The sequence below is a fragment of the Paenibacillus sp. 598K genome, assembly GCF_003851045.1.
Taxonomy (GTDB): Bacteria; Bacillota; Bacilli; order Paenibacillales; family Paenibacillaceae; genus Paenibacillus_D.
Genome location: NZ_BFBX01000037.1, coordinates 1 through 19,599, shown reverse-complemented (window position 1 = coordinate 19,599; position 19,599 = coordinate 1). Strand labels below are relative to the sequence as shown.

The 19,599-nt window shown below is 47.5% G+C and carries 14 protein-coding genes; 1 reads left to right on the top strand and 13 read right to left on the bottom strand.

Translation table 11 applies throughout. The annotated features are described in order from the left end of the window. Positions 1-245 precede the first annotated feature (245 nt). The 9 genes from PA598K_RS13245 to PA598K_RS39010 all read right to left on the bottom strand — a co-directional run bounded on the left by PA598K_RS13245 (position 246) and on the right by PA598K_RS39010 (position 15,284). On the bottom strand, positions 246-1,013 hold the full coding sequence (locus PA598K_RS13245) for a class I SAM-dependent methyltransferase (RefSeq protein ID WP_128657429.1): 768 nt from the start codon (positions 1,011-1,013) through the stop codon (positions 246-248). Positions 1,014-1,320: 307 nt separating this feature from the next. Continuing rightward, entirely contained in the window at positions 1,321-2,358 is a 1,038-nt protein-coding gene (locus PA598K_RS13240; protein WP_260405396.1) for an S-layer homology domain-containing protein, read from the bottom strand. A 187-nt stretch (positions 2,359-2,545) separates the two neighbouring features. After that, positions 2,546-8,389, bottom strand: a complete 5,844-nt coding sequence (locus PA598K_RS13235) for a sugar-binding protein (protein ID WP_260405395.1) — start codon at positions 8,387-8,389, stop codon at positions 2,546-2,548. A 372-nt stretch (positions 8,390-8,761) separates the two neighbouring features. Beyond that, entirely contained in the window at positions 8,762-9,586 is an 825-nt protein-coding gene (locus PA598K_RS13230) for a carbohydrate ABC transporter permease (protein WP_128657428.1), read from the bottom strand. Further along, positions 9,586-10,458 (bottom strand): carbohydrate ABC transporter permease, encoded by an 873-nt coding sequence (locus tag PA598K_RS13225; RefSeq protein WP_128657427.1) that lies wholly within the window; start codon positions 10,456-10,458, stop codon positions 9,586-9,588. Before PA598K_RS13225 ends, PA598K_RS13230 begins: the two co-directional genes overlap by 1 nt. A gap of 168 nt (positions 10,459-10,626) precedes the next feature. Then, a complete protein-coding gene (locus PA598K_RS13220) occupies positions 10,627-12,003 on the bottom strand; it encodes an ABC transporter substrate-binding protein (RefSeq protein WP_128657426.1) in 1,377 nt (458 codons plus the stop codon). Between the two features lie 85 nt (positions 12,004-12,088). Then, positions 12,089-12,874 carry a response regulator transcription factor gene (locus PA598K_RS13215; RefSeq protein ID WP_128657425.1) on the bottom strand — a complete coding sequence of 262 codons (786 nt, stop codon included), beginning with the start codon at positions 12,872-12,874 and terminating at the stop codon, positions 12,089-12,091. 27 nt (positions 12,875-12,901) lie between these two features. After that, complete coding sequence (locus tag PA598K_RS13210; RefSeq protein WP_128657424.1) at positions 12,902-14,722, bottom strand: cache domain-containing sensor histidine kinase; 1,821 nt, start codon at positions 14,720-14,722, stop codon at positions 12,902-12,904. 265 nt (positions 14,723-14,987) lie between these two features. Beyond that, complete coding sequence (locus PA598K_RS39010) at positions 14,988-15,284, bottom strand: DNA/RNA helicase domain-containing protein (protein WP_221414135.1); 297 nt, start codon at positions 15,282-15,284, stop codon at positions 14,988-14,990. Positions 15,285-15,652: 368 nt separating this feature from the next. Between PA598K_RS39010 and PA598K_RS13200 the strand changes: the two genes are divergently transcribed. Next, the gene (locus PA598K_RS13200) at positions 15,653-16,165 is read left to right on the top strand and encodes a EutP/PduV family microcompartment system protein (protein WP_128657422.1); all 513 of its coding nucleotides are present in this window, start codon (positions 15,653-15,655) and stop codon (positions 16,163-16,165) included. A gap of 170 nt (positions 16,166-16,335) precedes the next feature. On the opposite strand, the gene PA598K_RS13195 is transcribed toward PA598K_RS13200, so the two are convergent. The 4 genes from PA598K_RS13195 to PA598K_RS37300 all read right to left on the bottom strand — a co-directional run. Beyond that, positions 16,336-17,136, bottom strand: coding sequence for a phosphotransferase family protein (locus PA598K_RS13195; RefSeq protein WP_260405394.1), 801 nt, complete (start codon positions 17,134-17,136; stop codon positions 16,336-16,338). Between the two features lie 61 nt (positions 17,137-17,197). Further along, on the bottom strand, positions 17,198-18,148 hold the full coding sequence (locus PA598K_RS13190; RefSeq protein WP_128657421.1) for a DUF5050 domain-containing protein: 951 nt from the start codon (positions 18,146-18,148) through the stop codon (positions 17,198-17,200). A gap of 36 nt (positions 18,149-18,184) precedes the next feature. After that, positions 18,185-19,228 carry a hypothetical protein gene (locus PA598K_RS13185; protein WP_128657420.1) on the bottom strand — a complete coding sequence of 348 codons (1,044 nt, stop codon included), beginning with the start codon at positions 19,226-19,228 and terminating at the stop codon, positions 18,185-18,187. Positions 19,229-19,276: 48 nt separating this feature from the next. Further along, positions 19,277-19,599: hypothetical protein (locus tag PA598K_RS37300; protein WP_221414134.1), on the bottom strand; the 323-nt coding region annotated here is incomplete at its 5' end.

Below are 19,599 nucleotides of genomic sequence, written 5' to 3'. Positions count from 1 at the left end.
GCCGCAACCGGCTGAGGTGGATAATGCAAAAAGGCATCTTCTCCGATGCCTTTTTGTTATACGGTCGCATTTGTTCCATGCGCTTCGCTTAAAGCCTCCCGCCACTGTTTCAGCAGCTTGTTCTTTTGTCGGCGACTCTTGATGACTAAGCCTTATGTAGGTTTAGAATAGCCGGCTTGCGTGTAGATGAGGTCGACCAGATTTCCAAGGCGGCGAGGGAGAAAGGATACCTGTGGGAGCGGACTTCAAGGCTTCCGTGCCAAATAAAGATCCATCGTATCGTTGATATCTATTTTACCGCCGAAGTCATTTATGACTTGGGTCAATTCACTTTCAAGGCCAAGACGAATCTCGTCTTGTCTTGCTCTGTGATCCGAGTAGGTATTAAGAAGTGACATATATTGCGGTGCATCAAAAACCCTTGTCTGCTGATACAAGTGATAGTCAACATCAACAAACCCGTATTCCTGGATGGTTTTTGCGATTTCCAGGCATTTCTCCTCGCTGAATCTGTGAACCGTAGAATGATGGGTGGGCCTGTATTTACGGTAGACTTGCTGTATGGCGCAATCCAGTTCGTCATTGACTCTTGCGGCATGATTCCAAAACAAGGCGACAACGCCGCCGCTTTTCAAAAGGTTAAAGACTTTAGGATAACCCGCTTCCTGGGGAATCCAGTGGAACGCTGTCGCGGAGTAAATCAAATCATAGTAATCGTTTTCAAGATGAACCTTTTCAAAGCTACTGTTAATGATGTGGAAATTAGGAAAGCTTGCGAATTTCTCTTTGGAGAACCTGGCCATATCTTCGCCAAGCTCAACGGCTGTAAGCTTGCACCCCGTGTGGAGAAAAGGCAGTGTAGCCTGTCCGGTTCCGATGCCTATTTCTAGCGCATTTTTAGTGCTGTCCAAGCCCGAGAAGTTCAGGATAGCCTCATATAATTCCTTGGCGTAGGTTGGCCGCATTTTATCATAATTCACTACATCCTCGTTAAATGTAAAACGCAAATCCATCCTCATGACCTCCTTAGCATTTATCCTCACCCAACTTGAATAGTACGACACTACACGAATAGAGTCTATTCCTTTTTAACTAAATAAATTGATATAGCCTTTATTTTTATTGTCCTGTTAGGGTGCGGCCGATGATGTCGGAAGCCCTCTTGGGTCCCGCCATATGAAGCCCAACCATAATCGTCAAGATGAACAGACCTTTATCAGCCCGTTCGTGAATCCACAAGCACAGAAACCCGAACGCGGAATACGTTCGGGCTTCCTGCATGCAGGTAAATGCGGCTCCTATGGTCACCTGCAGATACAGCTAACGGCTGGCAGCACTGTTCTTGTAATCCATCAATCTCAGAATCAAAACTACCGCCTCCGCACGGGTCGTGTTGGCCGCAGGCTCAAACCTGTTATTGCCTCTGCCGTTGAGCAAACCTGCTTCGGCTGCCGCAGCAACGGACGGCTGCGCCCAGGCGGCAATGCTATCGCTATCTTCAAATGTCGGTTTCAAGCCGATGTCCGGATTGCCATCCAACGTCCGCATGACCATGACCGCCATTTCGGCGCGGTTGATCAGTCTCTGTGGACGGAAGGTGCCGTCCTGGTAGCCGGTAACGATGCCAGCCGACAGCGCTTCCGAGATAAATGGCTTGGCCCACTCCGGAATACGTTCCAGATCGGCAAAGTCAAGAACTGTGCTGCTTGTGGACTCAAGCTCAAGCGCCCGGACGATCATCGCGGTAAATTCTGCTCTTGTTACATGATTCTGCGGACGGAAGCTGTTGTCGGTATAGCCGTTCACGAATCCAAGTCCGGCAGCCCACTCGATCTCCTCTTTCGCCCAATGGCCGTTAAGGTCGTTAAATGTCACCGGTTTACCGACCGGCGTCACTTCCAGTTCTACAAGCGGCGCATGAATGGTGGAGGTTAAATCGCTTTTGACGAGCTCCACCTTCGATAACCCGACTACTGTCGGTTTATGGCTTGTCCCTATGGCTTCAAACGTAATCGTAGCCAGAACCGCCTTTCCATCTTCACCGGCAACTTTGCCGACTTTCGTATGGGCAAATACAAGTTTGCCGTCCTTTGGCGCCATCGGCACAGAGAAGCCTGGCAAAGGACTGGACGCTTTCACATAACGCAAGCGATTTGAATCAAACGTCAAGTTTATTTCATAACCGTACATATCGGTCAATTGATCTCCGGTCACTGTCACCTGGATATTTTGGCCGACTGCAGGGCTATCATTGTTAACGGACAAGGAGAAGGAAGCATCCTGAGCAAAAGCGGTAAAAGGAAGCAAAGATAACGAGAGCATCAGAGAAAGACATAACAACAGAACTTTGCGTTTCATAGTCGGATCATCCATCCTTTTTGCAAGTTTAGACATGTGATGCATAGGAACCGAATTACTGTCATACCGGGGGGGCTTACTAACAAACGGAGGTCGGCATAGTACCGCCCTCCGTATTGTTAACCTCATCATTTCTGGAGGAATTTCCCGGCCTGCAAGGCATTCATCCTCTAGGCCGGGCGACTCCTTATTCCGCTAGCCAGTTCTCAACAATCATTCTGGCAACCGCGGACAATTCACGAATGGTAATTTCGCCGCGATCAAACAGGTCTGCTTTCTCGACTTTGTCCCAATCCGAATCGCTTGATTTCGTACCATAGTATTTAGCCAAATACGACAGGTCGCGAATAGAGACTGCAGTTTGACCAGGTATAAATGTAATGATTTGTGCTGCGAAGACATTCACGGCTTCATTAAGGGCGGCAACGGCTTCGTTGACCGCAGACTGAGAAGCCCCTCCATCATATCTCACTGTCGTTGCCTGCTGAACCGCTGCTTTCAACGCGTTGATGGCAGTGAGGGAATATTGACCGATTTTGTTGCCTTCATTGATTGTACCTAATCTCGATTCCGCAGCTGCAATGGCTGCGATCAATTCCGTTTTGTTGACGCCAGGATAAGGGATTACACCGTTTCGGAAGACAGTAACTGCTTGATTAAGCGCTGTGATCGCTTGTGCGATCTCTTCGGCCGTTGAAGCAGGATTATGCAGGACAGCCTCCGCCGATTGAATCGCAGCTTGCAATACGGCTTTTGATCCGGTCGGATATTGTCCAGGCTGTGTACCTTCTGTAGCAGCACTCAGCAATGCCTTCGTTTGTGCAACAACCGTTGCAAGGCTCGCACCATCCGCTGCTCTCACTTGAATGTCGAGAACGGCTTTTGCGGTATCGACGCTGCGGGCCTCGGCTTGCGCAGTGACCACGAAATTGGTTAGGGATACGTTTGTCGTGCCAGCAGTGGCGTCGCTTGCTGCTTTGCCGTTCAACACGAACAGCTCGCCGCCCTCTGGCTCCAAACTGCCCGTCGTAGAAGCAATGACAAGAATTTTCCCTTCTTGTTGCTTGACTGCTGTGTCAAGAATATTGAAGTTATTGCGTACATGGGTAATAGCACCTTCCGCCAAGCTGACCACTCCGGCCAGATCCGTCACGGTCTCGAACTCCAGCTTCTCGGGATCGTAATTCACTTCGACGGTGAAAGCATCAAACCCATTGACCGGATTGTCGATTCCAATCGACAGTGCAACAGGTTGCCCTGCTACAACGGTAGATGGACCGCTGATCTCTGCCTTCTCTTTTGATTCACTCGATTCTTCAAGAAGTGTAACCACACCCCATTGCGAACCGTTCGCATAAGACTGTCCGGTCGCGTCGTGCCACATGATTACGTCCTGACGACCGCCGCCTGCCTTCGCGTCATTGATCTGCAGATCAAATCCAATGACATGATCAGCCGAAGGATCAGCCGTTCTGAACGGGATTTTGGCTTCAATGTAATAACCGCCATCCACGATCTTGGCATACGACTCCACACCCGCACTGGCACTACTTGGATTAAAGCTTTTCTCGTTCAGGTAGTTAATTCGGTGTTGTCCCATGCCTGGGCCGTATGAGGTCAGCTTACTGTTAGTCTCATCCACAAAAATTTCGACCGAGTCCTTCTCATGCGCGCTGCTGCTGCTGCTGTTCAGCACAGGGTCTTTTACGCGTACCAGCACATACAGGTTCGTTTCGTCCCATAGTACTTTACCAGAACCGTCCGTCGGACCGTCCGCCATCGTCAGATGCTTCAGGATCGGCAGTGTGACGGTCGTGTCCCAAAGCGGGTCTAGCTCGGAGCCGCCGAGAACAGGCGTGCCGTATGCCGCGCTTCCTACTCCGCTCGGTACCGTTTGGAGCGCTTTGATCGCACTACGCAGCGCGTAATAAGAGTTGTCTGCCGCTTCCTGCCCGATCTCCTCATTCGAGGCAGTCGTTTGGGCCGCGCTTAAGGCACTTGCAAAGGCTTGCCAGGAGTCGCTTGTATAGATCGTCATTTCCTTGGTCTTGGCTGTTTCAATCAAGTCGCTCAGAAGGGCTTTGTCGCCCCCCGCCGGAACAATTGGATTCGCGGAGCCGCCGCGGCCGGCTTTGACCTCGTTAAAATAGGCTTCTACTTTCGCAATCTCTTCAGTTGTCAGTACCCTGTCATAAATGAGAATCTGCGAGACCCTGCCCATGAAGCGGAAGGGGGTTGCAGCCGCCATTGTGTAGCCTACGCCCAGATCCGATCGGTTCCCTGCAAGCGCTTTGGCGTTGGTTCCAGAGCCGATCATGCTGTTGTTCACATAAACGGCTCTATTGCTGCCGTCCAACTGCGCCCGAACACTGACCAAACCGTCGGTGGCTGTGGTTGCAATTTGTTGCCCGCCGCCCGATACGCTGCCATCTCCGTTACCAAAGCGGATATTGACTCTGTCTGTCCCTACGCCGAGATTAATGCCGCTCCAGCCGTTGTTGGCCGCCCAGGTCTGGTAAGCGTCGTTCATTCCGAAATAAACAAGGCCATTCTGGTCGCTGGAATTGTTGGCTTTTGTTGTTGGTCTAACCAGCGTGTATATCGTCATCTGCGTCTTGCCGTTATAATCCTTAAAGCCTGCTGCCTTCAGCGGCCTTGAGTTTGCGTCGAATTCTACATAGTCGTAACCATCTTTTTTGAGCGCGGGGTTGCCTGTTGGCACTGGAAGATTGTCGCCGCCGCTGCCGGGGACGTTCGCCGGGACAAGCTTCGCCGGGACGCCTCCCATATTGGCCCATCCGGTCACGTTGCCGCTTCCATCTTTCTCCACGCCTTCATCTGCCTTGAGCCATAAGTCAAGGCCGTCTCTAGGAATATCGGCAGGCTCCAGATCGCTCACCACAACACGAGCGTGCGATTGACTCAGTACTTCGCCGTCATCCGCCACTACAAAAATAATGTAAGGGCCTGGCACCATGGGCGCCGTCATCCCGAGTTTGTCGCCGGAGACCACGGATTCATCGTCCCCTCCGTCGAAATGTCCGCCGCTCGACGAGGAAATCCATATTTTACGGGTCGCGTCGTCCAAGTCGTGGGCAAACCTGACCGTCCCGCCAGGGGCTACGGTCACATCAGCCGGGAGCAACTTGTTGGCCACCGATACGGTGGTTGTAAAGTCGATCGTCATGGCAGACGTCGAAGTGCTGCCCATCAAGGACCAGCTTCCAGCGGTGCTGATTGCGTACCCATCCGTCACGAGCTTGCCGTTCAGCGTAAAGGTGTAATCACTGCTCAACGTCAGCTTCAGCGGCTGTACAGCCGAAACCTCGTAGCTTTTTCCAGATTCCACATTGGTTGCCGAAGCGCTCGCATCGACGTATGCCGTATACTTGGAAGTAGCCGTTGCTTTGCCGTCTCCGTATACGATATACATTTTGTATTCTCCTGCGGCAGACGGAGCATGAATTGACGTTGCATCGCCGGCAGCTTTGGTCATCGTAGCGCCTTCATTGAAGACGGTTGTGTTCGGAGGAGCGAGCCAGACCGTATCTTCCGATTTGAGCAACCCTCTGCGGCTCAGCCTATCTCCTTTACCCAAGATGACGTTGGAAGCAAGTTCAAACTCAGTATCGGCAATAAGACTTCTTGGAATCATATGCGTATATTCGTTGGCCAGACCCGAGTTCAATACGATCTCGTTGCCCTTCACCGGCCAAATGCGGGCTTCGCTTTTATAATTGTCGTTCACAATCCTTGGTGCGCCATTCTGGTTGTTATTCCCATCCACGTAACCTTCGATGGCAATCATATCGCTTTTACGCTTCCAGTTGTTAAATTCAAACAGACGGCTTTGTCCGGGAGCATGAGAAAGCTTAGACTGCACGACATTGCCGATCATCTTGATGAATGTGCTGCCTTCGTCCGGATGGAACCCGTTTGTCCAGTTGTTGGAGCTCGTCGGTTTACCCGTTGGATTCGGATCCAGGAAGTTGTAGTTCATCTCGGTGTAGTTCGTCCAGTTGTCCGGATGCCAGTTGCTGTTCTTGTCGGTGACCGGGCTGTTCGTCAAATTTTTGACAGTATCCCATGTCCCTCCGCCCGGCAAATTGCCCGGATCGCCTTGCCGTCCGAGGGAGTAAATGGCTCCCGTGTCGTTCACCACCGTCGCAATTTCCTCGATCCGATTATAGTTAATTTTGTTGTTCCTGGACGTGGTCGAGGCCTCTGGAGACCTTGAAAGACTCGTTTCATGCGTGCCATGGTAAGGGCCGCCGGTCTTGTCGGTGCCATGGGAGGTAAAGCCATAACCATCGTATTCATCCCAGCCCCAGCCGATACTCATGGCGCCGTAAGTCGAGTCATAAATGTAGTTATGCAGGACTTGCATGTTCGTTGTGTAGAAGGATTGCAGGGAGTTGGCACCTGGGAATCCGTAGCAGTTCCTGTACAAAAAGTTATTGGTAATATAAATATTTTCCGGCACGGCTTCCGTTCCCGCCGCAAACTTCTCTTTATCCACACCAGACCAGCTTCTGATGGACGCATTGCTCGATTCATGCGTAATCGGCTTATCATTTTCATAGATATGATGCGGATGTCCGATAACAACGCCAGAACTGAGCGTATCAACGATATAGTTGCCCGTCACTTCAATATCCTTGACATCGTTTTCTATATGGATGCCAACAAATCCGGTAAGTCCGATTTCGCCGTTCAGAATCTTAATGTTCCTCGCCGCATTGACGATGACCGCTGCCGTTGGGATGTCATAGCCTCGATAGAACGTCTCATGCCAGTTGATACTGCTGGGAAAGTAAGATGTGCTAGAAATCGTGCCCTGAACGGACGCGAAGCCTCGAGAAGTGGTTGTCACCGGACCCGATCCATCGCTGTAGGTGTAAGTACCCGTTAGTTCATACAGCTTGTAGTCGGTATGGGCAAGCTTCAGCCCATTGAAGGTGATGTGCTTGACCCGTCCATCATCCGAGCCCTGAACAGGCTTCAACCGATCTCCGACGGGAATCCCTCTTATGTCGAGGACAGTCTCGAGTCTCGGAACGACCACCTCAGCGGTATTGATATCCTCGCCTTCAAGCGGGATGTAATACAGCATTTCCTCCGCCTGGTCGAAATAGAAATCGCCACGTTTGTTGAAAAACTCGAAAGCATTTCGGATGACTTGATTATTGCCTGGATTGTATTCCGTGTTAAACCCCAATGAGAGTGAAATCGCTGCGTACGGCATCTGGAACCGAAGCATGACGCCGCCAGGCTTGTTGCTGGCTGCCGGTGCATTTTCGATCGATGCGAAAGTGATAAAAGGTCTTGCCCATCTGGCGCCGCCCATGCTTTCGGCTTCGATGTTTTGAGGGTTTTTCGTTGCCGTTGTCAGGCCGACGCTGGCATCGAATACAATACCTCCCCGAATGTTGCTGCCACTTTGCCACGCCCAAGGGTTATCGGCAGCGCTAAAGCTGACTGTCGGGGTGCCGGTGACGGTTCTGTTGGCCGACGTTATTTCCGGGCTCAGCGTCATGTTGGCGCGCTTATCGTTGACATAGATCGCGCGCAGCTTGTCACTCCGTTTAAGGGGAGTTTTATAGGCCTTTAAGCCACCCGTCTGGGTAAGGCCCTCAGCTTCTGTCCATGCGCCTTGTTCCAGCAGCTGACCGGCGCTGATGACCGGCTTCGCGCCCGGGGCCGCCTCATAACGAATCGTGCTGGTTGCGCTGCCGGAATCTTCCGCCGTAAAAACAAGGGTTTCATCCAGTGAATAAAACCCATCCGCAATTTGAACGACGATATCGCCGCCGATCTTAGGCAAAGTCCTTACCACTTCTTTTGCCTTGCCAATCGATTGGTACGGATTTGCTTGCGTTCCGTTGCCTGTATTGTCATTTCCGGTTGTAGCCACATAAATCGTTGCGCTTGGCGCACTGTCAGCCGCAGCTACCGACCTTGAGAACGGTAGCATGGGAAATATCATTACCAAAGTCATGATCCAGATTAACGCCCGTTTTCTCACTTTCATAAAACCTCCTTGGATATAAATAACTCCTCGGCCTTGGCCGAGGCAAATGCCGCAAGGGTACAACCTCTTTTTTCCCTCGCGCCGATTACCATGTGTTTCTTCTTGTCTTCCACTTCATTATGAATGCGCTTACTTAAAATTTCTATGGACTTAAAAGGGGACTATTATGTGTTAATTTTCTGCGTTCATGACTTGACTCTAGCCCTATAATCGTAGATATGGTCGTTTTTTCAAAGTCACAATCCAATTTTGTTGTATTTTACCACACAAATAATGGAATAAGCTCCCCGACAGATACAGGCATTTCTCACCTGTTTTCTGTTTGAGGAGCTTAGCGCTTCCCGTTCTGGTGTGCCGGAGCTTTGTGCGGCTTTATCCTTTGACCGAACCCGCCGTCATTCCCGATACAATGTACCTTTGCCCGAGCAAATAAATCACGATGACCGGCAGACTCGTCAATACGATATCCGCGCTGACCAGATTCCACGCTGTCTCGTATCGACCGAAGAAGTTGTAGACGGCAAGCGTCATCGGCCATAAGGAAGAACTGTTCAAATAATAAAGCGGGAAAATAAATTCGTTCCAGGACGCCAGAAAGTTAAGCAGCATAACGGTAACCGCAACCGGCATCAGCAGCGGGAAGATGACCCGGAAGAACAAGGTATTGCTGCCGCAGCCGTCCATCACTCCGGCCTCGTCCAGTTCACGGGGGACGGTGGAGACGAAGCCGTACACCAGAAACACGCTGAATGGAATTTGCAGGGCTGTATAGAGCAAGCTTAGTCCCACTTGCGTATTCATGAGATTGAAGGCCTGCATTACCTTGATCAATGCAATATGATTGACAGGCATCGCGATGCCCAGCACAATGAAGAAATAAATAAATCGGTTCCATCTGGTTTTTTTCCTCGATAACACAAACGCTGCCATCGAACACAAGATAATACCCAGCACGACCGACGTGACGGAATACAACATACTGTTCCCGAAGGATTGAAGCAGCTTTCCGCTTTCGATAACGATGCTATAGTTAGAGAACTCCCACTTGTTCGGCCATTCGAAGCTCATGGACGCGGCTTCTCCCTGCGTTTTGAACGAATTCAGCAGGATCAGCAATAGCGGGATCAACATGACCAAAGAGACCGCCCACACCACCAGATGTCGCAAGGTTGCCCCTATCCCTGGTCGTCTTGTCATTACGCCTCTACCTCCTTGTTAAGCAATCGGATGATGAAATAACCGATTACGACCATGATCACAAACATAAGCGAAGACAACGCGGTTCCGAGCCCGTAATAACCGTATCCGAACAATTTGAAGATGACGGTATAAAGCACATCCGTCTGGTCGCCCGGCCCGCCCTGGGTCAATACATACACGATATCGAATACGCGCAGACCGTATACCAGGTTCAGCACGGTCGTTACCGCGAAGGAAGGCAGGAGCAGCGGCAGCGTAATATAACGGAATTTGCCCCAGAAGTGCGCGCCGTCGATATCCGCCGCTTCGTAGTATTCCTTGGATATCGTCATCAGACCCGCCAGGAAGATCGTCATGATGTAGCCCATGCCCTTCCAGACATCGATCCCGTAGATGGACCAGAACGGCCAGTCGCCTTCGTACAGCCAATTACGCGTCCAGCCGTCCAGGCCGAGCGTGCGAAGGAACGAATTCAACAGTCCGGACGGGGACAGAATGGACTGAAAGGTCAAGCCAGTAATCAGGAACGAGAGCACGGAAGGCAGGAAGATAACGGCCCTGTGGAAGTTTTTCCCCCACAGGCTCCTGCCCACGATCAGAGCGAGCGCCAGCCCGAGCACTGTCTTCAGAATCGTCGTCACGACGGTCAGCTTCAGCGTGTTCCCTATATAGAACAAATAGTTTTCGTCAGCGGAAAAGATGGCTTTGTAGTTGTCCCAGCCGATGAAACGGATCGCATCGTCGAACCGGCTCCAATCCGTGAAGGAATAATAAATGCCTACCAGGCTCGGAAAGACGTACAAAAAGACGTAGAGCGCCAGCGCGCCAAATAAAAAATACGCAGGATACATTTTTTTTTGAAAGTTCATCGTTCTTCTCCTTCTTTCGACTTATGTAATCGCTATTTTTATTATGAAGGAGCGGTACCTCACAAGCTATGCACGAAAACGCTTAACTTTATGTGTTCATTTCCCCTGGGAAAACACAGGGACCCTCGATTTGATCCTCGAAGGTCCCTGTGTCCGTGTCCTCGTGCCTTACTTCGCCCAGGCCGGATCCTTCTGAGCGGTCGCTTGCTGTTCCCTGCGTTTATCGATGTTCTTTAGCAGATCGGCAGGCTTTAACTTGCCCGAGAAGACGGCTGTCAAGTCTTTGCCAATATCCATCCATTGCGGATCAATGTAACTGACTCCCGCTTGCAGCACCGCGCCTTCCTGTCCGTTGCTGCCCGCTTTGATTTCTTCCAGGACCGTATTCTGCTTTGGCGTCACGCCTTCGAACGGCAATTCGGAGAAGCGGCTCGTTTGGTCCAAATACGTCTGCATATTGGCAGGCTCGGCCAGATAAGCCAGGAACTGCTTCGCTTCCGCAACATGCTTGCCTTTCTTGTACACGAACTTGGATGGACCTTGCGGATTCACGTTCAACGTCTGGTTGTCCAGGAACGGCATGACAACCGCGCCGAAGTCTTCGGTCTTGTACGCCGAATCCGGCACGCTCGCGATAAGCTCGTTGCCGAAGTTCGATCTGTCGAATACCATCGCAAATTTCCCGGAGGCCATCGCGTTATGAGCTTCCGCATACGAGTTGCTGAAATGTTCGTCGCCGTAATAACCTTTTTCGACGAGCCCGGCTACCTGCTCCACCAGCTTCAGCATATCGGCGTTATCGGCCAAAAGCGTTTCGTTGGCGTTCAGTTTGTCGTACAGACCGCCGTTTAATTCCTCTACGCGAGGTCCCATCTCGAGCAACGGAAGCTGATGGTGCCAGCCGTCGGAACCCGCTTCGAAGATTGGCGTTATGCCGCTTGCCGCAAGCTTCTCGCTAACGGCCAGAAGCTCGTCGTACGTCTTCGGCGGCGTAAGTCCTTGCTCTGAGAAAATCTTTTTGTTATAGACCAGCACCCAGCTGGACGTGCCCCCGAGATCCCATAGCGGCAATCCGTATACTTTCCCATTGTACGAGACGCCTTCATCGAACGGCTTCTTGAGGCTCGATACCCAGGCCTCTCCCGAAAGATCCTCCAGATTTTTTTCTGGATCGAGCGTCGACTTCAGCGTAAGCTTGCCGCCTTGCGTCACAATGATATCCGGGCCTTCACCGGAGTTTAGCTTGGCTCCGATCAGACTGGTGAACTGGTCCGACGGTACGATTTGATAATCGATCTTGATGCCCGTCTCCGCTTCGAAGGACTTGGCGAGCTCGACTTCGGCATCCATTATTTGATCCTGTGAAGCCATGACGCTTAACGTCAGATTTTTTTTGGTCGGCTGTTCCGTCGTCGGGTTCGAGGTTGAAGACGCCGCCGGATCGCTAGTAGGATTATTATTTCCGTTGTTTCCGCACGCCGCCGTCACTGCGGCAATCGTCAGCACGCAAGTAGCCATGGTTAAAGCTTTTTTAATTCTTGCCATTATTGAGGTGCCTCCCTTTTCTATTTGCTTCACCTTTATTATGAGTGCGCTTTCTTTTATTGGCTATGCACATGACCGTTTAAAGTTATGTGTTTATTTTCTCTCGATCCGTATTCTCCCTGTACTGTTTTGGACTAAGCCCAGTCTGTTGCTTGAACAGCCGGCTGAAGTAATTCTGATCGGCGTATCCCACCATCTCACCAACCTGTTTCACCGATAGCTCCTGCACCGATAGCAACAACCGCTTAGCTTTCGAAATTCTTAAATTGATAATATATAGAGAAGGCGTCTCGCCTACAATTTTGACAAACCATTTGCTCAGGTAAGAGGAATTGAAATTCAGTTGCTGGGCGATCTGATCCAGCCGAAAGTCGTGCATGTAATTCTCGTTCAGGAACAGACGCAGCTTCTCGATGGAATCCTGCACATTCTCGCCTTGTGTCGCCTTCAGCACCTTCATGCGCTCAAGCACGCTGTCATGCTCCGCGTCCATCTCGATTCTCAGCTTCAGCAGGCACTCGTGCAAGTCTTGTTTGTCCAGCGGCTTCGAGAGATAACTGCGGACGTTGTATCGAATAGCAGTCCGCGCATACTCGAAGTCGCTGTATCCTGATAAAATAACCGTGCGTATAGACGCATAGTGGGCATCGATATGCTGGATGAGCTGAATGCCGTCCAGAATCGGCATACGAATATCCGTGAATATAACATCGGGAAGCTTCCCCTGAACCAGCTCCAGCGCCTGTTTTCCGTTCTTTGCCGTCTGCGTCACAGTGAAGCCCAGGTCCGATTGTTCAAGCTTCTTGACAATATTGTTCAGAATCATCGGCTCGTCTTCCACAACCAATACATCGTAAGTTTTGTTGCCCATCTCCCGCTCCCCCTCTGTTTTGTTCAATCAATCTGCCAGCGGCCCGCCAATGGTTATGGAGAATCCTTCTTGCACTGCCGTATCGATCATAAACATCATTTGTTCCCCGTATGTGAATTTCAATCGAAAATAAATGTTCAGCAGCCCCATGCCATCAACGCTCAACCCCGGGAATCTGCCGGTTGCCTCCAGTTCGTCAATCTTGTCGTTTAATAGACGCCGCTTATCCTCCGACATGCCCGGGCCGTTGTCGGATACGGTGATGCGCCATTCGTCTCCTTCTACATAACCCTCCACCTTTATTCTCCAAGGTCCATCTACATGGATCGCATGTTTCATGCAATTCTCGACTAAAGGCTGAATGATCAGCTTGGAGATCGGGATCTCCATCAATTCGTCCGATATGGCGAGGGTATAGGTCAGATCATCTTGATACCTGATTTTCATACACTCCAGATAAGCGGACGTATAATCGATTTCCGCACCGAGACTGACGACGTTAGACTCCTCTGACGAAATATAGCGCAGCATGGAAGACAGCTTCTGACAAAGACGAGCGATTTCCTCAGACATGCCTTCTTCCGCCATAATACTGACCGTCGTTATGGTATTAAACAAGAAATGAGGATTCATTTGGGATGTAAGCGCGGCCATTTTCGAGCTAATTTCCTGCGATTGCGAATACAACAGCTTATCCACTGAATTTTGCAAATTTGCTTGCATACTTTGGAACGCTACATGCAAAGCCTCGATTTCGTTGATGCCGCTGTCGGGATGCTGCCTCGGTTGAAGCGAGCCATTCAAGTCGATTTTTTTGATGGAAGAATGCAATCTGGCAATCGGCTTTGTAATTTTCTGCGCTGCATAATAAGAAAACAGCATCGTGACAATAAGAATGACCAACGTAATGGCCGCTGCCGTTCCTGTAAACTGTTTGAGAGAAGCGAACAATTCGTTTTTTGAAGTTACAACTGCAAGCAGCCAGCCTGTCTCCTCTGACAAGTGGTACGACACCAGTTCCTTCTCTCCGTTAATGGGGTTGTCTACGTATACCGGATGGCGCTCCTGGCTCGCCCGCTGCTCAAAGTAATACCTTCCGGTTTTATCCTCTCCATCGTATGGATATAACTGATAGCCGCTTTCGTCCATGACGTAGAATCGTTTCCCTGTGCCGCTCAGACGCTCAAGATCAATGAGGCTGCTGAAGATGGTCGCGGCGTCTTGCTGGGCTTTGATGATCCCCTTAGCTTCTCCGAAACCTCCGAAGTACGTGCGAAATAAAGAAATAAAATATTTGTCCTTAAAATAAACAAACGACTTCGCCAATTCGTCATCCGGCTGCGGCATGCCGATCACGATTCCTCCGCCGCCTTTAATGACAGCCTCATACCATGGTTTTTCAGTTACATTTTCTTTCGTGTATTTGAACATCGCTCCGGTCGAGATCCGATTCCCTTCAAAGTCGTAAATCGTAAGTTCCCTGACGGATTGTGTCGGGCCGATAGCCGCGACCATAATTTCGCTAAGCTCCTTGATGTCCGCAATCTGATCCGCCGAATACGGCGTCTGGTCGGAAGGGTCCCGCTTGCCGGATAGCCGAAGCAGCCGATCCTTAATCAGGTTCGAATAAGCCACACTTAGCGTTACGTTATCCAACTTCTGTATCTCAAGATCCAATTTATTCGACAAGCTTAAGGATAGCTCGTTGATGGACGTTAAGGAACGGGTCGTAATTTGTCTTGATTCGTAGAGATAGAAAGCGCCTACATATATAACGGTCACAAGCACGATGAGCAGCGCATAAGAGATATACAGCTGATATCGGATCGAACCGGTTAGTTTCCACATCTTTAGCCACCTGCTCCGTTAGCGATCTTGACCTTATCGTAACACAGCCGGGCGTCATTCGACGAGCATTCGCGAAATTGTGCTAATGAATGAACGTTTTAGTCCAGAATGCGAATGAACGCATCGCCAGCGAGAAGCGCTCGCTGGCGATGCGTTCAATGGAAGCTCCGGCCCCCTTCGCAAAGTTGACTGTGGAAGAGCCGTATCAGCTTAAGCCGCCTAAGCTTCATTCCTAATATTTCATGAGATGTCTCCCGTTTCGGCATTATACAGATAGATGGAATGGATGATCGGATCTCGTCTCGCAATCCATTCGGGTCATCATAGAGTTGAATTTCATAATCGAAATCGAATCATCTGCGTTCGCCGTTTCACGAATTTCCAATACGTCTTCTAGCCACGCCAGGTATCCGTCGGATCCATTGCATCGAAATTGTGAAGCCAACGTAAACTCCGTAATATCCGCATCCATCTGTTCGGCATACCCTCTGATCTGCTCTTTACTACCGACATCGTGCATCGCAATCTTCTGAAAGTCAAGGAAAGAACTGTTGACGTGCAAGACTTGTTCCTAGAGTATATTGAAGGTGATATTGACAGCTTCATGCTAGAAGGTTTAACTTCCCCTTCATTAACGAACGAATCGCTTCAAGCTATGTGACAGACTAATATAAAACCTGCCCTAAGACGCTCGTATTCCTCTTCTAAGCAACCGAGTAGTAAGAAGTACCAGTAGCTAGCAACTTGGACGAGTAGTCATAAGGACAGTTTACGGTTATCTAACGCGCCTGAAATTTTCTCGAATATCAACTTGACGTAAATAACCCTCTTATGGTGGTTCCATATGATACGTTATAATTATTCTAACAAGTTTCTAACTAGTGACCAGGGAACACTCGTAACCATAATGTCAATGTGAGGTGTAATCACTTGAAAAAGGTTCTCATAATTGGAATAGTAGCTAGCGGTAAAACAACACTTGCCAAGCGACTATCCGAAAAATTAAAAATTCCTTGGTATGAGTTGGATAGCATTGTTCATCATCGAACTGAGACCGGAAGGTATAAACGAACCGCAGATGAGCAGATTGAGGTTATTAAGGACATTGATACATATGGTGAATGGATATTCGAAGGTACAGACCGACCATCATATCGTTGTTTATTTGAAATGGCGGATACAATCATATTTCTAGATACTCCTTTGTGGAAGCGCAGAATAAGAATATTAACCCGGTTTCTCAAACAAAATCTTGGAATTGAAAAGTGTAACTATAAACCTGATATTGGGATGCTAAAACTGATGTATAAATGGACGAGAGATTTTGAAAGAAGTCGAGATGAGCTCGAATCCCGGTTACGATTATACAAAGAAAAAGTTATTAGACTTAATGATAACAATGACTTGAACTTTGCTTCACGCTTGCATCACCCAACTGCATAGGAAAGTTTTTATCCGCTCGAAAGCTAATGGCATTTTATTTTTGTTCATAGTACTTAATCCAACAAAAAGAGGGGGGCGTCGCCCCTCCTTGCTATTTCCGCCATCATTCCACATGTGTGGGTTGCGTAAAATAGACAAGCTTGATGTGGCAGTATTCGCGACTCACTACATCAGAAGAATGCATAGAGACCATCTTCAAAATACTCGTACTCTTCATCGGTAATGATCTTTTTTCCATACCCATCGAAGAAAGCTTGATGGTCTCTACTTGATTGAAAAATATTGGGCTTTGGTCTTATAGCTAAAGATACATCATACCGAGGGTCTCCGTAGGCACCGCCGCTCCAATCAATGATTCCGGATATTCTACCCTCATGAACCAAGAAATTATCAATGGTGCAGTCACCATGAATTAGCGTTTGTTCAAAATCAGTAGGCTTTTTATTTTTTAATTTTTCAAGTAATGCCGCTGTACCATCAACCTTATAGTGCTCTAAGTTATACTCAGCTTGGTTGAGAATCATATCGAGCCATTTTTCGCTACTCTTAAGTTCATCAGGACAAGACGTGGAGTGGAGTTCTCGTAAACTTCTTCCGAAGTCGAAAAGAATGTTGTGCCTCGTGCCTGAATCATTTTCATGCGTCAAAATCTTGCGTATGGTTTCCCCTTGTAAATACTCCATTAGCAACCAAGACTGGATGCCCTCCGCTTCATCTTGGTGCTGAAAAAATTGATATACCTTTGGAACACGGAGATTGGTTTGAGACAAACATTCCAAAATGTATGATTCTCTTCTCAACCATTCAGAATATTGTGCACCCCTGGTTCTCTTTAAGACAGACAGCCCTTTTTCAGATTCAATTATACCCACATCAGAGGTATGCCCCTGCCGTGGGAAGGTGTTATTGCATATTGCACCTAACTCCTTCATTACCTCGTTTGGAATTTCTTCTTTAGAAAATGGTTCCAACTATTTGCCTCCCCCGAAGATTCGATTGAATAGGTCGATGAGGACTTATTTGACTAGTAATTTAATTCATTTCTCGCAAAGAGTAAACTTTATTAGGTTTATTATTTTGGGGGGTTATGCTATATACGGTTTTGAATTGATCGAAATAATATAGGGTATCATTAAATATTTGAAAATTAGTTACTTCTGGTATTTGAAAATCAATATGACCATCAGCCAAAGAAAAAGACTGCAATAATCCAGAGCTGTTCAAAGTAACGATCCCATCATTTTCAAATACTTGAACAAACGTATAGTCACCCTCTCTTACGTCAGTAAGTTTATTAGTATTTATATTATAAGAGTAAATTCCATTCTCTTCATCAGAGTTTATGAATAGAAGCGTATTATCTTTATTGCTGTATGTTATTGATTTTAATTTTATCCCTGAAAGCAGCTTTTGTTTGTTTTCCCCATCCAGGTTGATCGAATATAGATTATTGCCATCACTATAAAATATGCCATTCTCATGTAATGCAAATTCCTCTACTGGTTCTTCAGCAAGCATTATTTGTTCCGAATTTTTAATGTTGATTTTGTAAAGATCTCCGCCACGCAGGTTAGTGGCATATATCCATTCTCCGAAAACAACAAACGGGAAGTAACTCATCTTTGATATTTGCTTTAAGAACTTGCCGTCTAATGATTGGACAACAAGCCCTCTTTTGTTTTCATTGTTATTAAAGGCATTATAAAATATGTAACCGTTGACTACATTGACATATCCAAACTCTGAAGTTATATCCTGAAGTATGATCGGCTTTCCGGTTTTTTTTTCTATTTCAACTATACCATTCTCAAAAGGAATATATAAATACTCGTCTGTGCTGGCCATCAGGCCCCCCTGGAGTATGTTGTCAGTTGTATTGCCAAAGTTCACCGAAAAGTCTTGATTGTAGAATTCAGATTTCTGGCATCCAAATAACGAGAAAGATAAAATGATGATTAAAGGTAAACACATAAATTTCCTCACAATATTCTCTCCTTATTTGTTTTGACATAGCAATTACTAAGACGTTTTCTTCAATAAATAAATGAGTAAAGGGATAAACACAATGTAGATTAAAAATATTATTGTATATTCCTCAACGATAAGAGAGTTCGTAACCGCGATTAATGATGTTTCAGTATTCAATTTAATTAGATTTCCAGAGATCAATATTGCCACTTTGTCTAGTTTATCTACCGTAGCTCCAATAACCGTAAATGCCACGTAGGTTAGACCACTGATCGCATAAGATAATCTGCTATTCTTAGTCAGTGAGGAGAACAATAACACCAAACAAGAGATAAATATCGCGTTCAGTATACCAATTACGTAATATTTGATCAAAAACATGCCGATGCTATCATTTGTCAACACCGTACTGATGACGCTCCGGTAAGGATTTCCCATTGATCTAAAATCTGATAAGGTCAAAGTCATAAAGAGATCAAAAATATAACCAAGACTAAATATTAGTGTGCTAGCCCCTATTGCCAAAGTAAGCTTTTTTCTAAAGACTTTCCCCCAACCTGTACCTGTTGTTCTGATAATGGATTGCATGCCAGTTTCGCGTTCTATACTAAAAAATGAGGAAAAAGCAAGAATGCTAATGATGGGGATAAAGTTCACGTTGTTCAACTTAAGAAATAACTGGTAACCCAATACATTGACGATAGCAGGTATGTTGTAAGAAGCATAAGCCGATCGAAACTTTTCGAAATCAGAAGGCATGCTGAAGACGTAACCGGAAGCTGTTTGAGCCACTTGTTGAACCCTCTCATAGTATTCTCGGTCCTTCATTTGCTCTAGCAAAGTATCGATCGCTTCTGCTTCGGCACTATACCGACTGAACTCTCCTTTGATAACATTAAGCTCTTGTTCTGCAGCATAGGGATCATGTGCTAAAGCATAAGTAAGATACTTGGAATACGCCTGTCTCCATTCTCTATCATGATCGTCGAAATATGCGATGGTTACTACCCCTTTGAATAGTAACATCACAAATAAACTAATCATCAAAAAAGCAAGTGGAGTTTTTCTGAGCTCATAAAGCAGTAATTTGCTCATGACCTCCCCCCTTAATTGTAAGTCGTCAAGTTGATTGCATTCTTTCTACTATGAAGAGATAACCATGCGAGAGATACGTCGATTCAAAGTAATAACTATGACAGAAATAAAAATTACGAATAATAAAACACCGCTAAAGACAAGCGTTGTTTTATGAATAAGCTTGGAAAAAACAATGAAATAATCATCCATCGCGACGAAAGCATGGTGAGAATAAAGATTCAAGAGATTGATTTGTGAAAAAAGGTTATATGGGTACATCATCTGCATAAGTATACTTATCAAAACAGATATACCTATCAAAGAGATTGAAACGATTAAAGAATAAACCATCTTTCTACAAAACATAGATACAAGCGTCACAACAACGG